The sequence below is a fragment of the Pigmentiphaga sp. genome, assembly GCF_033795525.1.
In the GTDB taxonomy this organism is placed as follows: domain Bacteria; phylum Pseudomonadota; class Gammaproteobacteria; order Burkholderiales; family Burkholderiaceae_B; genus Pigmentiphaga.
This window is the reverse complement of record NZ_JARYGM010000003.1, coordinates 751,608-768,576: the sequence shown is the minus strand read 5'-3', so window position 1 is coordinate 768,576 and position 16,969 is coordinate 751,608. Positions and strand designations below refer to the sequence as shown.

Sequence of the window (16,969 nt, the reverse complement as noted above, 5' to 3'; positions counted from 1 at the left end):
GGACGGGTTGATCTTGGTGTTGTTCGAGCCGGCCGGAGAGGCGCCTGCCGGGCACCTGGGTACACTAGGCGTAATTTACCAATAAGTAGCCTGCCCATTTTAGTCCCCCGCACGCGGGGGCCGCACAAACCGGGCCGGCGCCCTGAACCCGCCATGAACCCTCTCGAACACCAACTGAAATATCCGCTGGGCGACACCCTGCCGGCGGCCGGCGCGGCGATCGAGGTCGCGCCCGGCATACGATGGATCCGCATGCCATTACCGTTCGCGCTGGACCACATCAACCTATGGCTCATGCGCGACCGGTTCGCGGGCCGCGATGGCTGGACCATCGTCGATTGCGGCGTCTCGCGCGACGAGGTCAAGGCCCACTGGGAACAGGTCTTCGCCACCCAGCTGGACGGCCTCCCGGTAGTGCGCGTCATCGTCACCCACATGCACCCGGACCACATCGGCCTGGCCTACTGGCTGACCGAACGGTGGAGCGTACCGCTGCAGATGAGCGCCACCGACTTCACCACCGCCCACCTGTTCGTGGAAGGCAAAGCCATCTCGGGCGGCGAGCGCATGGCCACCCACTTCGCGCGCAACGGCATGACCGACCCGGCTTCCCTGGAAGGCGTGCGGGCACGCACGCGCTACTACCCGCAGCTCGTGCCCCGGGTGCCGGCCCATTTCAACCGCATCCTGGACGGCGATACCCTGCACATAGGCGGGCACGCCTGGCAAGCGATCGCCGGCTATGGCCATGCCCCCGAACATATTTCGCTTTACTGCCAGGCGCTGAACGTCGTGATCTCCGGCGACATGGTGCTGCCCCGGATATCGACCAACGTCAGCGTCACCGACACGGACCCGGAAAGCAACCCGCTGCAGCTCTATCTCGACTCGCTCGACGGCTACGCCGGCCTGCCGGCCGATGCGCTGGTGCTGCCCTCGCACGGCCGGCCGTTCGTCGGGCTGCATACCCGCATCGCCCAGCAGCACGCCCACCATGCCGACCACCTGGAGCGCGTCAAGCAGGCCTGTACCGGCCAGGCACGGTCCGCCTACGACATCGTACCGGTCTTGTTCAAGCGCAAGCTCGATCTGCACCAGATGACCTTCGCGCTGGGCGAAGCCATCGCCCACCTGCACATGCTCTATTACCAGGGCGCCCTGGTCCGCGAAACCGGCACCGACGGCATCGTCAGGTTCCGGGTTCCCGCCTGATTTGCGCGCGGCCCCGGCCGCGCTCCATCTACTGGTATGCTTGGCGCCGCGGCAAGGCCGCACGCGGCGGCTCCTTCGTGGCCGCAGGAGTTTCAGATGAAGTCCATGTACAAGTATTTTTTCCGTGGCCTGATCACCATCTTGCCGCTGGCGCTGACCATCTACCTGCTCTATGTCTGCATCGCGTGGATGGAGGCCTTGGCACTCGCGGTGCTGCGCCCGTTCGTCGATGGCTTTTATTTTCCCGGCATGGGCCTGATCCTGGGCATACTGGGCATCATCGGGGTCGGCATGCTGATGTCCAAGCATCGGGTGCGGCGCCTGCTCTCGTACGTGGAATGGCCGTTCACCAGCATTCCGGTCATCAAGAGCGTGTACTCCTCGCTCAAGAGTTTCGCCGACTACTTCTCCCCCAGCACGGCCCAGGGCGGCCAGCAAGTAGTCATCCTGCGCCTGCCGGACCAGGAAATCGAGCTGGTGGGCCTGGTCACCCGGCGCAGCACGGCCGGGCTGCCTCAGGGCTTCCTGCCCGGCGAACGCGTCGCCGTCTACCTGCCCATGGGCTACATGATCGGCGGCTACACCGTATTCGTCCCCAGCGCCTGGCTCACGCCCATAGACATGACCGTGGAAGAAGCGATGCGCTCGTCGCTGATTGCCTGGATGTCACGCGCGGCGGCGCCGAAGAACGACTAGCCCCGTCCCCGCGTACCAACGGGAACGGGGTCCCTGCGGCACCCTCGGCCGGTCAGCGGCTCCAGGGCAGCGGCGCGGCGTTCATGCCCCAGTAATAGCTCTTCTGGTTCGTGTACTCCAGGATGCCCAGGCGGCCCTTCTCGCGGCCTGTCCCGCTCATCTTCACGCCGCCGAACGGCGTACTGACCGAGAACAGCTTGTAGGTATTGATCCATACCGTACCGGTCTGCAGCGCAGCGCCAAGACGCCGGGCGGTCTTGTAGTCGCGCGTCCAGATACCCGAAGCCAGGCCATACACGCTGTCGTTGCACTGGGCGATCAGGTCGGCCTCGTCGCTCCACGGCAAGAGCGCCAGCACGGGCCCGAAGATCTCTTCCTGGCACATCCGCGCCCGGTTGGGTAGCCCTTCGATGACAGTGGGCAGGTAGTAGCTGCCGCGGTCATATTCGTCCCCCGCCGGACGCCGGCCGCCGGCCAGCACCTTGCCGCCCTCGTCCACGCCCAGCTGTACATAGCGCTCCACCGAGTCGCGGTGCGCGCGGCTGACCAGCGGCCCCATCTGTGTCCGTTCGCTGGCCGGGTCCCCGACCCGCAACTGTTGCACGCCCGCCAGCAGGCGTTCCTTGAACGCCTCGTACACGCTGGCATGGACGAACGCGCGCGACCCCGCGATGCACGATTCGCCCGACGAGCTGAAGATGCCGAACAGCACCCCCGCGACAGCATGGTCGAGGTCCGCATCGGCGCAGACGATGGTGGGCGATTTGCCGCCCAGCTCCAGCGAGGTCGGCATCAGCCGCTCGGCGGCCAGGCGCGCGATGCCTAGCCCGACGTCGGTGCCGCCGGTAAAGGCAATGCGCCGGATAAGCGGGTGCCGCACCAGCGCGTCGCCCACGATGGAGCCCTTGCCCGGGACCACGCTGATGATGCCGTCCGGCACGCCGGCCTGCTGCGCGATGCGCGCCAGTTCGATGGCCATGCGAGGCGTGATTTCCGCGGGCTTGATGACGACCGCGCAACCGGCCGCCAGCGCCGGAGCGAGCTTCTGGGCCTCGCTGGCGATAGGCGAATTCCACGGCGTAATGGCCCCGACCACGCCCAGCGGTTCATGCACGCTCATGCTGACATAGTCGCCGCGGGACGGGGTAATGGTGTCTTCCATCGTTTCGCAAGCCGCGGCGAAAAACTGGAAAGTGCCCGCCGCGCTGGCCACCAGGGCGCGCGTCTCGGTGATCGGCTTGCCATTGTCCAGGCGTTGGAGTTGGGCCAGTTCTTCTGCCCGCTCGCGGATACCGGCGGCGATGCGATACAGCATGCCGGCCCGCTCGTGCGGCTTGAGCCGCGCCCAGTCCGGACGCAGGCGCGCCGCCTCGGCGGCACGTACCGCATCGTCCACGTCCTGGGCCGTGGCGGCGTGCAGCGTCGCCACCTCGCTGCCATCGGCAGGATATTCCGTGACGTAACGGGGCCCTGAGGCGTCGCGCCAAGCGCCGGCGATCAGGGTCTGAATGTGTTCGATCATGACATGGCTCCACAGGAAGCTAGAAAACGTCGGAGTAGAGGGCGAACGCGTCGTCCCGCGTCAGGTCCCGCGGATTGTTGATCAGCAGCCGATCGACAGTCATGGCGGCCTCGGCCAGCACGGGCAAGTCGTCCTGGCTCACGCCGACCTCGCGCAGCCGCCGGGGAATCGGGGCGGAAGAAACATGCCGGTCCATCATGCCGATGAACGCCTGGGCGGCTCGCTCGTCGCCGGCATCGCGCAGGGCGGGGTCCAGGGCGCGGCCGAGTTCGGCATAGCAAGCCTGCGCCGCCGGCAGGTTGAACTTGAGGATAGGCACCATCACCAGTGCGTTGGCGAGGCCGTGCGGCACATGGAAGTGGCTTCCGAGCGGATGGGCCAGCGCATGGATGGCCGCCACCGGGGCATTGGCGAAGGCCATGCCCGCCAACAGCGAACCGAGCAGCATGGCCTCCCGGCTTTCGAGATCGTCGCCCTGCCGGATTGCCCTTTCCAGGTGGGTATGCAGCAACTGCAAGGCCCGCACGGCGAGCAGGTCCGACATGGGGTTCTTCTTGTGCCGCGTGGTGTACGCCTCGATGGCATGGACCATGGCGTCGATGCCGGTCATGGCCGTGGGCGCCGGCGGCAGCGCGGCCGTCAGGCGCGCATCGAGCACCGCCACGTCGGGAAACAGCAGGGAGCTGATGACGCCGCGCTTCTGGTGGTCCGGAGTGGAGACGACCGAGGTCGGCGTCGCTTCCGAGCCGGTACCGGCGGTGGTGGGAACCTGGATCAGCGGCAAGCGCGGTCCGGCCGCCCGCTGCGGCCCGTAGATGTCGGCCAGGTCCTGCGGGCGGGCCGCCAGCAGCGCCACGAGCTTGGCGGTATCCAGCGAACTGCCGCCGCCCAGCCCGATCACGCACTCCGCGCGGTCTTCGCGCGCCGCGGCGGCCGCCTCCAGCACCACGTGCTCGGGCGGATCGGCGAGTACCCGGTCATAGACGCTGACGTGCAACCCGGCCTGGCGCATCGCCGCCACCGGGGCATCCACCAGCCCGGCCCGCACCAGGCCCGGATCGGTCACGACGAAGGCGCGGCGCTGGCCGCCGGCCTGCAGCAGATCGGCCAGCTTGAGCGCCGCGCCTTGCTCGCAGATGATGCGGGGAGGGGTTTCGAATTGGAAACTACGCATGTTGTAGAGCTCCGTCCGCGCCGCGGGGCGGCGAAAAAAGGACGAACGCGCCCCTCACCCGCCGCGCGGTGATGCAGTCAGGAAGAGAAAGAGGCAGCCGGCCGGCCAGGCGCCGGCCGGCCGGGATCAGTAGGCCGAGATCTTGGTCTTGGCGATCAGCTCGCCGAAGTTCTTGTAGTCGGCGCGCAAGGTGCTGCCCAGCTCTTCCGGCGTGGTGGTCACGCTTTCGAAGCCCATGGCCTGGATGCGCTCGATGGACTCGGGCTTTTTCAGGCTCTTGTTGATCTCGGCGTTGAGCCGCTTGATCACGTCGGCCGGGGTACCGGCCGGCGCGAACACGCCATGCCAGCCGCTGACCTTCTCGAGTTCCGGCAGCCCCGCCTCGCGGAAGGTCGGCACGTCGGGCAGCGCTGCCGAGCGCTTCGGGCCGATAACGGCCAGCGCATTGAGCTTGCCTGCCTTGACGTGCGCCGCGCTACCCGAGTCGAAGGTGAAGTCCACCTGCCCGGCCAGCAGATCCTGGATCGACGGCGCCAGGCCCTTGTACGGCACATGGGTGGCGACGGTGCCGGTTTCGAGGTTCAGCAGGGCGCCGGCCACGTGGGGAAAGGACCCGTTGCCGGTGGACGAGTAGTTCAGCTTGTCGGGATTGGCCTTCATCTTCTCGACCAGGCCCTTGACGTCGGTGACACCGACCTTGGGATGGGCCAGCAGGGCCATGTTGAGCCCCGCGGTCATCGCCACCGGAGCGAAGTCCTTGATAGGATCGAAGGGCACGTTCTGCATCACGTACGGCCCGAGCGCCAGGGTGCTGGAAGCGAGCATCAGCAGCGTATAGCCATCGGCGGAGGCGCGGCGCACATAATCGGCCGCGATGTTGCCGTTGGCGCCGGGACGGTTCTCGACGATGAACTGCTTGCCCATGGACTCGCCCAAGTCCTTGGCGACCATGCGAGCGATCGCGTCGATGGTGCCGCCGGCCGGCACCGAGACCACGATGGTCACAGGCTTGGAGGGGAAGGCATCGGCCATGGCAGCCGAAGGAGCGAGTGCCGACAGGGCCAGCACGGAAAGAGTCTTGCGCATCATCACATTACCTCGCGAAATGGGACATGGGCGGATCGCGCCGTAGCAGCGCTCGCCGATGAAAAAATTGTAGGCACCGGGGATGTGTGACAATGACTGTTTTAGTTAACCTGTGGTTAACTGCTTGCGGCATCCCGCCGCTTGTCCATCCGCCCCGCCATCATGCCCCGCCAGCTCAATAGCCGCCATTTCCAGATCTTTACGGCCGTCATGCGCAGCCGCGGGCTGGCCGAAGCCGCGCTCAAGCTGGGCATCTCGAAGGCCGCCGTCAGCAAGGCCCTGAGCCTGATGGAACGCGAAACCGGCGTCCCGCTGTTCAAGCTGGAGCACGGCCGGCTCGCCCCGACGGCGGCGGCGCGGCGGCTGCTGCCCCGCGCCGAGCAGGCCACCAAGCACCTGGAATGGGCGCTGGACGAGGCCTATGCGCTGGACCAGGGTTCGGTGCGCAGCGTCATCGTCGCGGCGCACGCGCCGCCCCTGATTGCGATCCTGCCCAGCGCCATCCAGCGCTTCCAGGAAAGCCATCCGGACGTGAACGTCCAGCTGCGGGTCGAAGGGCCGCCCAAGGTCCTGGAGTCGGTCGCGCACCATGAGGTGGACCTGGGCGTGACCAATCCGCCCGCGCCCAATACCGCCAGCAGTGTCGACCTGTGCGTACGCCACACCATTTCCGAAGACTTGCTGGTAGTGGCCTTGCACCGCCGCCATCCCCTGGTGGCCAAGTCCGTGATCCGGCCGGACGACCTGGTCGGCTCGACCGTGATCGCGCTGCCGGAAGAATCGCCCACTTCCATCCTGGTGCGCGCCACGTTGCAGGAAGCGGACGTGGCCATTCCCAAGGGCATCGTCGCCAGCACTTCGATGGGCGTATGCGCGCTCGTGCAGCAGAACGTCGGCATCGGACTGATCAACCCCATGCTGCTGTCCACGGGCATTTTTCCGGACATCGTGACGCGGCCCTTCCGCCCGCGCATCGAACTGTGGACCGAAATCTATTATTCGTCGATCCGGCCGCTGAGCCCCCATGCCCAGGCACTCGCGGCGTATATCGAAGAAGCCGCCGCGGCATTGCGCGGCCACGCCCCGCTGGCCCGGCCCAAGGCCGGCAAGCACTCGCCGGCCTAGCGGGGCGTCCGCATGGCCCGTCAGCCGCAGCGGATGGCCGTCACGACCTCGCTGCGATTGACTTCGACATTCACCCGCATCGGGTTGAACTCCATGGTGACCGCCTGCCCGGGACGCAGTACGCGGGCGCTCTTGGCCCCGGATGCCTTGCGGGCCTCGTCGGTCAGCACCGCCGTCAGCTTCTGCCCGACCAGGAACTGCGCCGGCTCGGCATTGCACTGCTCGCGCGCCGACTCGACCGAGGGTTGCGGCGCGGCGGCCGGCGTGGGCGCGGTGCAGCCCGCGGCAACAGCAAGCGCGGCGAGGGCGAAGGCTTTCCAGATCATGGGTGCTCCTTGCTATGAGGACGAGTCACTTTATCATCCCGCACCAGCCGCAGCAGCGTAATCTCCGACGGCACGCCGAAACGCATGGGCGGACCCCAATAGCCGGTCCCGCGGTTGATGTACACCCACATGCGCTGCTCGCGATGCAGGCCTTGCACATAAGGCTGCTGCAGCGGCACCAAGAAGTTCCAGGGCAGGAACTGGCCGCCGTGCGTATGCCCGGACAACTGGAGGTCGAACCCCGCCGGGGCGGTCAGCGCCGCGCTGCGCGGTTGGTGGGCCAGCACCACCTTGACGGCGGCATCGGCCGGCGCGCCGGCGATGGCGCGCTGCGGGTCGCTGCGGTGCGCGGGGTCGAACTGGTGGGCGCTGAAATCGGTGATGCCCGCAATCACGATGGCGTGGCCGGCATGCCGCACCACGGCGTGCTCGTTCAACAACACCCGCATGCCGAGCCCCCGTAGCGCCTCGACCCAGGCATGGGCGCCGGCGTAGTACTCGTGGTTGCCGGTCACGAAAAAGGTGCCGTGGCGCGACGACAGTCCACCCAGCGGCCGCACGTGCTGCGCCAGGTCGGGCACGCTGCCATCGACCAGGTCTCCGGTAATCGCCACCATGTCCGCGCGCAGCCCGTTCACGGTTTCCACGATACGGCGCACGTAGGATTCGCGGATGGTAGGGCCGACGTGGATGTCGCTGATCTGCGCGATGGTAAAGCCCTCCAGCGCCGGGGGTAGCCCCGCCACCGGGATGTCCACCGTGGTCACGCGCGCCACGCGGCGTGCGCCGACGAAGCCGGCGACCGACATGAAGCAGGCGGCCGCCAGCACGAACTCGGCCGACGCCCCGGCCAGGCCGCCGGGCTGCCAGGCCGGCAGGAACAGCGCCAGCGCAGAAGCCGCCGCCAGCACGACGTCGCGCAGCAAGGTGAGCACCAGCAGCGACGAGAACAGTCCCATGCACAACAGGCCCAGCCACATGGCGGCCCGCAGCCCGGGGCCGGCCGAACGCCGGCGTGCCAGCATGCTGGTGGGAATGAGGATAGCGGACAGGACCAGGACGATGGCCAGCGCGGCACCCAGCCCAGGGAAAGCATCGAGGTCCGGCACCAGGCGCAGGCCGACGTACGCATGCACCAGGCCGTCCAGTCCGAAGAAGTAATACCGGTGCAGGAGGCGGCGCTGGCTCACACTAGCGGCCCTTGTCCACTGCGGCGGGCGTTACGCCGTCGTCGTATCGCGCCGGGACGGCGACGCGAAACGGTAGACCGCCAAGGTGCTGCGCCATCCCGGCAACCACGAGATTTCCTTGCCGTCGGCAAAGGTTGCACGCGCCAGGATGCGCAGCTCCAGCTTGGCCGCCAGGGCTTCGAAATCCTTGAGCGTGCAAAGATGGATGTTGGGCGTGTTGTACCACTGGTAAGGCATCTGGCCGGTGACCGGCATGTGCCCGCGCAGGATGGACAAACCGTGCGTCCAATGGCCGAAATTCGGGAAGGAGACGATACCCTCGCGCGCCACGCGCGCCATTTCGAGCAGGATGCGCTCGGTATGGTGAACCGCCTGCAGCGTCTGCGACAACACGACGGTATCGAACTGCCCATCCTCGAACAGCGCCAATCCGTCTTCCAGGTTCTGCTGGATGACGTTGACGCCCTTGCGGGCACACTGGATCACGTGTTCGTCGCTGATCTCGACGCCTATCGTACGGGCCTGCTGCGCATCGCGCAGGTGCGCGAGCAGCGTGCCGTCGCCGCAACCCAGGTCCAGCACGCGCGAGCCGTTGGCGATCCAGCCGGCAATGCGCTGCAGGTCGGGACGCAGGGTGGAGCGGTTGCCGCTCATTGCGCCTCCCCGTCCTGGTCGAGTCCCAGCGTACGCGCGACGCGGTCGTAGTAGCCGCGGACCACCGCGTGGTAGCGGGGATCGTCCAGCAAGAAGGCATCGTGGCCGTGCGGCGCCTCTATCTCGGCGTAGGTCACCGGCCGCCCGTTACGCAGCAGCGCCTGCACGATCTCGCGCGAACACGAAGGCGGGAAGCGCCAGTCCGTGGTGAACGACGTCAGCAGGAACTCGGCCTTGGCCGGTGCCAGCGCCTTGGCCAGGTCGCCTTCGGTCTGCTTGGCCGGATCGAAATAATCCAATGCCCGGGTGATCAGCAGGTAGGTATTGGCGTCGAAGTATTTCGAAAACTTCTCGCCCTGGTAACGCAAGTAGGACTCCACCTCGAATTCCACATCGTAGCCGTAGCGGAAGGCGCCCCCCGCGGCGGGCGAGCGCTGGGCCCGGCCGAACTTGGCCGCCATGTCGTCGCCCGACAGGTAGGTGATGTGGCCGATCATGCGGGCCACCGACAAGCCGTTGCGCGGCACGGTGCCGTAGGCGTAGAAATTGCCGCCATGGAATTCGGGGTCCGTGATGATGGCACGGCGCGCGACTTCGTTGAACGCGATGTTCTGCGCCGACAGGCGCGGCGTGCTGGCGATCACGATGCAGTGCGCCACGCGCTCGGGGTAGGTAATGGCCCAGCTCAAGGCTTGCATGCCGCCCAGCGATCCGCCCATGACGGCAGCAAAGCGCTCGATGCCCAGCCGGTCGGCCACCCGCGCCTGCGCATGGACCCAGTCTTCCACCGTGACCACCGGGAACGACGCGCCGTACGGCTGCCCGGTCCGCGGATCGATGCTCGCCGGTCCGGTCGAGCCGAAGCAGGACCCGAGGTTATTGATGCCGATGACGAAGAAGCGGTTGGTGTCCAGCGGCTTGCCGGGTCCCACCATGTTGTCCCACCAGCCGACGTCGGAGGGATCTTCCGCCGACAGGCCGGCCACGTGATGCGAGGCATTCAATGCGTGGCAGACGAGCACGGCGTTGGTCCGGGCGGCATTGAGCCGGCCGTAGGTTTCGATCATCAGCGAGTACGGGCCGAACGCCGTGCCGTTCGCCAGTTGCAGGGGCTCGTCGAAAGCCATGGACTGGGGGCGGACGACGCCAACCGAATCGGGACCGATGGGGGGTGCGGCAGGAGTATCGAGAAAGGCGGTCAACGCCTCTTCGAGATGCGAATCGGAAGACACGATGGACGGAGCTCTTTAGCAGGATTTATGAGGCGCCCGCAAGCGGACCAGGCAAATCGGCGCCAATAAGAGGTGCGGGGATTGTAGCACCGGGCTGTAAGCGGGCCGGAAGCCCGGCCCGGCATTCTCACCCGGCTTTGGCCAGATTCGGCTTGCCCTTGAGCAGACCGGCCCAGAGCTGCTGTTCGGCCTGTGCGATCCGCGTCAATTCGGCCGGCGGGCTCGGCCGCGTCGCCAGGCCCACGGCGGCCAGTTCCTGCTTGACGTCGGCGCGGGAGAGCAAGGTCTGCAGCAATGCGTTGTAGCGCTGGACCACCGGCGCTGCCATGCCTTGGGGTCCCCACAGCGCATACCAGGGGTCCACGTCGTAGCCGGCCACGCCCCGCTCATCCAGTGTCGGCAGATCCATATAGGGCGGCTGGCGCTGCAGGCGCGTGCCGCCCAGCACCTTGATGCGTCCGCTGGCGGCATGGTTCATGGCCACCTGCACCGGCAGAAACATCACCTCCACCTGGCCCGACAGCACGTCGGTGGTGGCCCCTGCCGACCCCTTGTAGGGAATGTGCTGCAGTTGGATGCCGGTCTTGGCCATCAGCAGTTCCATGCACAGGTGGTGGTGGGTACCGAGTCCGGGGGAGGCATAGCGGAGTTGGCCCGGGCGCGCCTTGGCGTACGCCAGCAATTGCGCCACGTCGGCAACCGGCAGCCCCTGGTGGACCACCAAGGCGAAGTTGCCCGAACCGACCAGGCCGATGGGCGTGAAGTCCGCCAGCACGTCGAACGGCAGCTTGTCGTAGAAATAGGGCAAGGTCAGCGTCGTGGACACGTTGCTGAGCAGGGTATGGCCATCCGGCGGCGCCTTGGCCGCGGCCTCCATGCCGATGATGCCCGAGGCGCCCGCCCGGTTCTCGACCACGAAGGGCAGGCCCAGCTCGCGGTTCAAGTGCGGCGCCAGGATGCGCGCCACGGAGTCTGGCGTGGTACCCGGAGTCTGGGGCACCAGGATGCGCACCGGCCGGTCGTCCAGCGGGCCGCGGCTGGCGGCGCCGGCGCGGCCCAGCCATGCGGTGCCGGCCACGCCCAGCGCCCATCCCAATGCCCTGCGCCGGCCGGGCTCGGCCGGCGCATCGCCGCCGGCGCCATGGGCGGCGCCAATAGTCTTGTCTTCCATGTCTCCTCCTGTGTCCGGGCCTGCCGCCCGGTATCGTGTTTGCATTTATCATCTAGCGCTGCGGTGAATCTCTTCGCTCGTTCCTCCTCACGATCGCCCATTTCCATGCCCGCCGACCTGCCCGCAACCAGCCTCGAAAAAATGCTCTACATCCTCGACCTGGTCGAGGACAGCGACGGCGGCCAGACCTACGAAGAACTGTCCGACAAGCTGGGCCTGACGCGTTCGACGCTCTATCGCTATCTCAAGGTGCTGACCGATGCCGGGCTGCTGACCTCGCTTCCCGACGTGGGCTACACGCTGGGACCGAGAATTTCCGAACTCGACTACAAGATGCGGATGCGCGATCCGCTGATCATCGCCAGCCGCCCGGTGATGATCGAACTGGTGAAGGCGGTGCCCGGCATTGCGCTGCTGTGCCGCAAATACAAGGACAAGGTCCTGTGCGTGCACCAGGAATCGAATACCGATGCCTTCAATAGCAGCTACGAACGCGGCTACGCACGCCCCCTGCTGCGCGGATCCGCGTCGCGCATCATCCTGGCCTTCAGCCCCGCGCGCACCGTCGGCCGGCTCTATGCCGCCGATCCGGCCGCATTCGCCGATGCCGGCCTGGGCGATACGCTCGAAGCCGTCAAGGCCAAGCTGGCCGCCATCCGCCAGCGCGGCTGGGACTCGACCAGCGGCCAGGTCACCCACGGCGTGACCGGCATCGCCGCGCCCATCATGGACAGCCACGGCAACGTGGTGGGCAGCCTCAGCGTCACCATCGGGCGGCCCCGGCTGGACCCCCAGGAAACCGCAGCCGCGGCCGACCGCATCGTCTTCTGTGCCGGCATCGTCAGCAAGACCATCGCCAGCGATAGCCCGCGCGCGCGCGACCTGGCCCTTCGGGCGGCACCGGCACGGACCCATGCCAGCCGGACGCGCCAGGACGACTGACACCGCGACATCCTCCCCATGGGGGAATGCGCTCAGATCGACGCCCGTTCGATCGCGCCCAGGTTGGGGAGGTTGGTGGGCTTGGGGCCGTTCCAGATGTCCGTGGTGCGGTAGCTCTTGTCCAATTGCCTCGGCGCGCGCGGCGAGGTTTCAGGAAACTCCTCCATGCCGAGCGTGAACTCGACGGTGAAGCCGTCGGGATCCGCGAAGTACTGGAAAATGCTGCCCGACGCCTTGTGCCGGCCGGGGGTCGGGGCCACGATGGCGCCCTCCTCCAGCAGCCGGTTGCGCCCGGCCATCAGGTCGTCGATGTTCTCCACCGAGAAGGCCGCATGGAAGAACGCCGGCGTCTTGCCTTGCTGGATGGCGAACGAATGATGGAACGGGTTGGGAAAACACCGCATGAAGGCAAAATACGGATCGCCCTGGTCCTCATGGCGGAAATCCGACACGCGAAAGTTCATCACCTCGGTATAGAACCTCAGGCTCTGCGCGAAATCCGGCACTCGTATCACCGCATGGCTCAGGCGAACCAGACGGATCGGGTGCGGCGTGAAGGTATCCGTCCGTTGCCGCATGCCGGTCAGCAGATCGAGCGTGATGCCGTTCGGATCGATCAGCCGGACGCCATCTTCGACACGCATGTCGGCGCATTCGTCCGGAAGGAGCCGGCGATGATGCACGCCCGCGCGTTCCAGCACCTCCCTCGCCACATCGATTTGCGCCGGCGACTCCAGCTCGAACCCGATGCGCTTGAGACTGGGTTCGGCCGCCGCGCTCAGCGCCAGGTTGTAGTGATCGCCGTCGCACGACAGAAACACGGTATCGCCGCTGCGCTCCACCAGGTCCAGGCCCACCATGTCGCGATAGAAGGCCGCCGAGCGGTCCAGGTCCGACACGTTCAAGACCAGATGGCTCAGTTTCTTGAATCTCAGCATGGCTCACCTCGTGGCGATTCGGGTTCCAGCTGCACGAAGGCGCTGTCCAGGTCCACCTTGCGCACCATGCCCTGACTCACGGCGGCTTCGCAGAAGGTTCGCAATGCCGGTTCGCTGGCGCGCCAGCCGTAGGCGTTCCAATCGTTCCCCAGCGCGGCGCGGGTGCGGTCCTGCTCCAGGTCGCCCAGCGGCAGGAACTGGGCCGCCTCGTGGGCGACTTCCTGCGCGGCGTAATGCAGCGCGCGGGTGTACAACTCGACCAGTGCCTCGGCCAGGCCGGGACGCTCGGCCAGCAGCGCGGCGCGTACCGCAATGACGTGCGTGACCGGCACCACGCCGGTCCGTCGCGCCAATGCCAGCGCCTGCGCGGCGGGATCAGGCGACAGATAGCGCAGCCCCTTCATGTCCAAAGGCCGGCGCGCGAAGATGAAGCAATCGGCGTGGCCCGAACGCAGCACGTCGGAAGGCCCGCGGCCCTTGAGCGACCAGTCGATCTGCACGCCGTCGGGATAGGGCATGGCCTCCAGGCGGTCATCGGCAAGCGGGCACCACACCACCGAGGCCGGATCCACGCCGTACATGGCCAGGTACCAGCGATGCCATAGGGCGGCAGTCAGCCAGTACTGCGGAACGGCAATCCGCTTGCCCGCCAACGATTCATAGCCGGACAGCGCCGCACCGTCGCGGCAAAAGGCGTACTGCGATACCAGCTTGCGCGCAAAGACAGGCAAGCCGACCAGCGTGTCGTCCCGCTCGCGCACTTTCACGAAGGTCGCCAGCGACATCTCGGCGGCATCGAACTCGCCCCGCAGTGCTTTCATCGTGCATTCGTCTATGGTGCGGGTCGCGCTCGCGCGATAGGCTACACCCGGCACCTCGACCAGGCCGGCCAGCAGCGGCTGGGAATGGAAGGACTGCGTAGCGCCCAGGTGTATCGCCTGATTGGTGTTGGTCATGGGTGAAGTCGTCCTCATGTTTGCTTGCGTCAGGCCCGATCGGCATAGGCGCGGCCGCGCCAGTACTCCCAGGCCCGGGCGTAGCCCTCGCCCGGGAGCCCGTCGCGCAGGCGCGCGCAGATCTTCTCGACCTCGCCTTCCGTCAGGAAGGTGATGGGTCCCAGGCGGCTTGCCTGCAATTGCAGATTCGCGTTCACCTCCAGGTAGATGGCGGTGTAGACCGCCTCCTTGATGGAACCGCCCACTACCGTGCAGCCGTGCCCGCGCATCAGCGTGCTGCGGTTCTCCGCCAGCACCGTCGCCAGGTCGCGGCCCATCTCCATATCGCTGACCAGCAACGTGGTATCGCCGAACTTGTCCTGCGCATCCCAGGTCGGGATGTTGAAGCCTATGGTGGCGCAGCTATGCACGATGGGCCGCAGCGGCGCGCCTGTCACGGCGAACGGCACCACGCTGCGGCTATGGTTGTGCACCACCGATTGGACGTCGGGCCGGGCCTGGTAGATCGCGCCGTGGATGAAGCGCTCCAGGTAAGGCTTGCGGCCGCGCGCATCGATGGGCTCGCCCTCGAGCGTGAATTCCATGATGTCGCCGGGTTCCACCCGTTCGGGCGGACGCGCGCGCGAAAGAAAGTAGCGGCCGGGGTCGTCGGGGCTGCGCACGCTGATGTGCCCGAACGCATCGACCACGCCTTCCGACGCGAGTATGTGGTTGGCCGTGACCAACTCTTCCAGCAATGCCTGCGGTATAGCCATGCGGACTCCTCAGAGTATGAAACTGACCGACCCCAGCGAGCCGAGCTCGTGGGCGTCGATGACAATGCGCCGCTGCCGTATCCGCAGGCCCTCGCTGGTGATCCGCAGCTGATAGGTCAAGCCGCCCACGTATTCCCGTATGCGCTCATGGCGGCGGTAGCGGTGGCAGATGAAGTTGGCCGCCACGGTGGCCAGATCGCCTTCCTGCCCCAGCACGCGCACGTTGCTGATGCTGCGGCGCAGGCGCGACCTGGGCGCTTCGGCGTGGCAATTCGGGTCCAGCACGCGGATGACGCGCTGACGGATGCGCTCGGCATCGTCGGCGATGATGAACAACGTGTTGCGCCGATCGCCATCGGGCTTGTCGTTGGGTGGAATGAGATAGGTGGCGTCCGGGGTCAGCAGCTCCAGCCATTCCTCGAGCCGCCACTCATCGAGCAGCGCCGCCTCGAAATACAGAAAATCCTCGGCCTCGGCCCGGGTCAGGCGGCCGGCTGCGGTCTCTTGCATTACGCGCTCTCCTGCATCATGCGGTTCCAATGGCGCCAGAAAGTGCGCAGATGATGTTCGTCGCTATTGAGCTGCTCCGATTCGGGCTTGCCCATGCCACGCGACATCTCCGACCACTCGTCGCTGCGCCAGTTGGCCATGCCCTGCTGCACCAGCTCGAGGGCTTCCACGTCGTCGGGCGTGGCAAATCCGCCCGGCCCGTAGAAAGTCAGGAAGGCGTCCAGGCGCCGGGCGCGGGCCGACTCGTCTTCCTCGACCGGCCCCAGGGCCCACGCCGTCACGTCCATGCGTTCCGGCCCATCGGGGAAGAAGGTGCGGATGGTCACCGACGAACCGTCGTTGATCACCAGATTGGGAAAGATCACCAGGTTGCGGTTGGTATTGGCGACGCGCTCGGCGCGCTCGGGGCCGAGGCGTTCCACCAGTTCCTGGCGGATAGCCTCGATTTCCTCGCGGGCTGCCTCGCCGTACAGCGGAATCCAGTGCGCCACGGGACGGCCGCGGAAATTGACGTTGTCGGTGGTGAAGTGACCGTTGCCCAGGCTTATGGCATAGCCCTTGGTCGGCAGCACCTGGCCCGCTTCGCGCGGCGGACGCTCTATGGTTACCCCCGAGTTGGCCATGAAGTTCAGCCAGGTCGAATGCGTGGTGGGCAGGTGGTAATCGTCCACGCTGTTCTCCACCATCAGCTTCCAATTGGCGGCGACCGCATATTCCTGCGTGCCCGAGATCACCTGCATGGTTCCCGACGGCGACTGATCGACCACGAGATCGATGTATTCGGTGGCGCGCCCCAGATAGGTTTGCAGCGATGGCGCCTCGGGATCCAGGCACATGAACCAGAAATCGCGGTAGTGCTCGAAGCGCGGCGGCCGCTTCAGGCCGTATTCGTTGCGATCGAAGGACTCCGCGTACGCGTCCTCGCCGGGAATGCGGGCCAGGCTGCCATCCGTGTTGTAGCTCCACCCGTGATAGACACAGAAGAAGCGGCGGGCATTGCCTTCCCGCTTGGTGGCGACGACTGCTCCCCGATGGCGGCAGGTATTGAAGAAGCAGCCGATCTCGCCCTGCGCATCGCGCGCGAAGATCACCGGCCTGCCCGCCACCTTGCGCGTCACGAAATCGCCCGGCTGGGCAAGCTCCGACGTGTGGCCGACGTATATCCAGCACTTGGCGAAGATCTTGTCCATTTCTTCGGCAAGAACGGCGGGCGAGACATGCACTTCCCGGTGCAGCAGGAAGCGCTGGCTCTCGGGATCGTCAATGATGTATGGCATCTGAATTCCAACTATGAAAGACGACGTTCACACTCAATGAAAACTCAAATACCTAAAAAATGGGACTAATAAATCCGCCTTTCATGGATTTCCCTTATATATGTTGATTTAAAAAGTGAACCTGCGGCAAATCCTTGGAATATCATATCCCATTATTTAGGATTATAAATACCAAAAAGAGAGCGGCATTGCCCTGGCCACCG

At 66.4% G+C, this 16,969-nt stretch carries 17 protein-coding genes and 1 riboswitch; of the genes, 4 read left to right on the top strand and 13 right to left on the bottom strand.

All coding sequences use genetic code 11. From position 1 onward, the window contains the following. The first annotated feature begins 153 nt into the window (after positions 1–153). The gene (locus tag QHC78_RS12200) at positions 154–1,212 is read left to right on the top strand and encodes an MBL fold metallo-hydrolase (protein ID WP_319744805.1); all 1,059 of its coding nucleotides are present in this window, start codon (positions 154–156) and stop codon (positions 1,210–1,212) included. 96 nt (positions 1,213–1,308) lie between these two features. Continuing rightward, a complete protein-coding gene (locus tag QHC78_RS12195; protein WP_319744803.1) occupies positions 1,309–1,908 on the top strand; it encodes a DUF502 domain-containing protein in 600 nt (199 codons plus the stop codon). Between the two features lie 52 nt (positions 1,909–1,960). On the opposite strand, the gene QHC78_RS12190 is transcribed toward QHC78_RS12195, so the two are convergent. The 3 genes from QHC78_RS12190 to QHC78_RS12180 form a co-directional block, all read right to left on the bottom strand. Next, the gene (locus tag QHC78_RS12190) at positions 1,961–3,430 is read right to left on the bottom strand and encodes an aldehyde dehydrogenase (RefSeq protein ID WP_319744801.1); all 1,470 of its coding nucleotides are present in this window, start codon (positions 3,428–3,430) and stop codon (positions 1,961–1,963) included. 19 nt (positions 3,431–3,449) lie between these two features. Further along, positions 3,450–4,604, bottom strand: a complete 1,155-nt coding sequence (locus tag QHC78_RS12185) for an iron-containing alcohol dehydrogenase (RefSeq protein WP_319744799.1) — start codon at positions 4,602–4,604, stop codon at positions 3,450–3,452. 126 nt (positions 4,605–4,730) lie between these two features. Beyond that, entirely contained in the window at positions 4,731–5,693 is a 963-nt protein-coding gene (locus QHC78_RS12180) for a Bug family tripartite tricarboxylate transporter substrate binding protein (RefSeq protein WP_319744797.1), read from the bottom strand. 138 nt (positions 5,694–5,831) lie between these two features. On the opposite strand from QHC78_RS12180, the gene QHC78_RS12175 reads away from it, so the two are divergent. After that, positions 5,832–6,815 (top strand): LysR family transcriptional regulator, encoded by a 984-nt coding sequence (locus QHC78_RS12175; RefSeq protein WP_319744795.1) that lies wholly within the window; start codon positions 5,832–5,834, stop codon positions 6,813–6,815. A gap of 20 nt (positions 6,816–6,835) precedes the next feature. Here the strand turns inward: QHC78_RS12175 and QHC78_RS12170 are convergent, their stop codons facing one another. The 5 genes from QHC78_RS12170 to QHC78_RS12150 form a co-directional block, all read right to left on the bottom strand. Continuing rightward, positions 6,836–7,141, bottom strand: coding sequence for an I78 family peptidase inhibitor (locus QHC78_RS12170; RefSeq protein WP_319744793.1), 306 nt, complete (start codon positions 7,139–7,141; stop codon positions 6,836–6,838). Next, the gene (locus tag QHC78_RS12165) at positions 7,138–8,331 is read right to left on the bottom strand and encodes a metallophosphoesterase (protein WP_319744792.1); all 1,194 of its coding nucleotides are present in this window, start codon (positions 8,329–8,331) and stop codon (positions 7,138–7,140) included. The genes QHC78_RS12170 and QHC78_RS12165 overlap by 4 nt, the downstream gene beginning before the upstream one ends. A gap of 30 nt (positions 8,332–8,361) precedes the next feature. Next, positions 8,362–8,985 carry a methionine biosynthesis protein MetW gene (gene metW / locus QHC78_RS12160; RefSeq protein WP_319744790.1) on the bottom strand — a complete coding sequence of 208 codons (624 nt, stop codon included), beginning with the start codon at positions 8,983–8,985 and terminating at the stop codon, positions 8,362–8,364. Beyond that, on the bottom strand, positions 8,982–10,187 hold the full coding sequence (gene metX / locus QHC78_RS12155; RefSeq protein WP_319744915.1) for a homoserine O-succinyltransferase MetX: 1,206 nt from the start codon (positions 10,185–10,187) through the stop codon (positions 8,982–8,984). The genes metW and metX overlap by 4 nt, the downstream gene beginning before the upstream one ends. A gap of 24 nt (positions 10,188–10,211) precedes the next feature. Next, positions 10,212–10,290, bottom strand: a riboswitch (SAM riboswitch). 54 nt (positions 10,291–10,344) lie between these two features. Next, positions 10,345–11,388 (bottom strand): Bug family tripartite tricarboxylate transporter substrate binding protein, encoded by a 1,044-nt coding sequence (locus QHC78_RS12150; RefSeq protein WP_319744788.1) that lies wholly within the window; start codon positions 11,386–11,388, stop codon positions 10,345–10,347. A 105-nt stretch (positions 11,389–11,493) separates the two neighbouring features. Here QHC78_RS12150 and QHC78_RS12145 point away from each other — a divergent pair, with 105 nt between their 5' ends. Then, a complete protein-coding gene (locus tag QHC78_RS12145; RefSeq protein WP_319744787.1) occupies positions 11,494–12,330 on the top strand; it encodes an IclR family transcriptional regulator in 837 nt (278 codons plus the stop codon). Positions 12,331–12,362: 32 nt separating this feature from the next. Here the strand turns inward: QHC78_RS12145 and QHC78_RS12140 are convergent, their stop codons facing one another. Genes QHC78_RS12140 through QHC78_RS12120 form a run of 5 tightly spaced genes read right to left on the bottom strand, consistent with a single transcriptional unit; the run spans position 12,363 to position 16,766 of the window. Further along, on the bottom strand, positions 12,363–13,268 hold the full coding sequence (locus tag QHC78_RS12140) for a VOC family protein (protein ID WP_319744785.1): 906 nt from the start codon (positions 13,266–13,268) through the stop codon (positions 12,363–12,365). Next, positions 13,262–14,224 carry a substrate-binding domain-containing protein gene (locus tag QHC78_RS12135; protein ID WP_319744783.1) on the bottom strand — a complete coding sequence of 321 codons (963 nt, stop codon included), beginning with the start codon at positions 14,222–14,224 and terminating at the stop codon, positions 13,262–13,264. Before QHC78_RS12135 ends, QHC78_RS12140 begins: the two co-directional genes overlap by 7 nt. A gap of 29 nt (positions 14,225–14,253) precedes the next feature. Continuing rightward, on the bottom strand, positions 14,254–14,979 hold the full coding sequence (locus QHC78_RS12130) for a class II aldolase/adducin family protein (protein ID WP_319744781.1): 726 nt from the start codon (positions 14,977–14,979) through the stop codon (positions 14,254–14,256). 9 nt (positions 14,980–14,988) lie between these two features. Then, entirely contained in the window at positions 14,989–15,489 is a 501-nt protein-coding gene (locus tag QHC78_RS12125) for an aromatic-ring-hydroxylating dioxygenase subunit beta (RefSeq protein ID WP_319744779.1), read from the bottom strand. Continuing rightward, complete coding sequence (locus tag QHC78_RS12120) at positions 15,489–16,766, bottom strand: aromatic ring-hydroxylating oxygenase subunit alpha (RefSeq protein ID WP_319744777.1); 1,278 nt, start codon at positions 16,764–16,766, stop codon at positions 15,489–15,491. The genes QHC78_RS12125 and QHC78_RS12120 overlap by 1 nt, the downstream gene beginning before the upstream one ends. Positions 16,767–16,969 lie beyond the last annotated feature (203 nt).

Coding starts and splice junctions, on each gene's coding strand:
- QHC78_RS12120 (WP_319744777.1), bottom strand. CDS start 16,766: ATGCCATACATCATTGACGATCCCGAGAGCCAGCGCTTCCTGCTGCAC.
- QHC78_RS12190 (WP_319744801.1), bottom strand. CDS start 3,430: ATGATCGAACACATTCAGACCCTGATCGCCGGCGCTTGGCGCGACGCC.
- QHC78_RS12145 (WP_319744787.1), top strand. CDS start 11,494: ATGCCCGCCGACCTGCCCGCAACCAGCCTCGAAAAAATGCTCTACATC.
- QHC78_RS12170 (WP_319744793.1), bottom strand. CDS start 7,141: ATGATCTGGAAAGCCTTCGCCCTCGCCGCGCTTGCTGTTGCCGCGGGC.
- QHC78_RS12140 (WP_319744785.1), bottom strand. CDS start 13,268: ATGCTGAGATTCAAGAAACTGAGCCATCTGGTCTTGAACGTGTCGGAC.
- QHC78_RS12135 (WP_319744783.1), bottom strand. CDS start 14,224: ATGACCAACACCAATCAGGCGATACACCTGGGCGCTACGCAGTCCTTC.
- QHC78_RS12130 (WP_319744781.1), bottom strand. CDS start 14,979: ATGGCTATACCGCAGGCATTGCTGGAAGAGTTGGTCACGGCCAACCAC.
- QHC78_RS12195 (WP_319744803.1), top strand. CDS start 1,309: ATGAAGTCCATGTACAAGTATTTTTTCCGTGGCCTGATCACCATCTTG.
- QHC78_RS12200 (WP_319744805.1), top strand. CDS start 154: ATGAACCCTCTCGAACACCAACTGAAATATCCGCTGGGCGACACCCTG.
- QHC78_RS12180 (WP_319744797.1), bottom strand. CDS start 5,693: ATGATGCGCAAGACTCTTTCCGTGCTGGCCCTGTCGGCACTCGCTCCT.
- QHC78_RS12185 (WP_319744799.1), bottom strand. CDS start 4,604: ATGCGTAGTTTCCAATTCGAAACCCCTCCCCGCATCATCTGCGAGCAA.
- metW (WP_319744790.1), bottom strand. CDS start 8,985: ATGAGCGGCAACCGCTCCACCCTGCGTCCCGACCTGCAGCGCATTGCC.
- QHC78_RS12150 (WP_319744788.1), bottom strand. CDS start 11,388: ATGGAAGACAAGACTATTGGCGCCGCCCATGGCGCCGGCGGCGATGCG.
- QHC78_RS12125 (WP_319744779.1), bottom strand. CDS start 15,489: ATGCAAGAGACCGCAGCCGGCCGCCTGACCCGGGCCGAGGCCGAGGAT.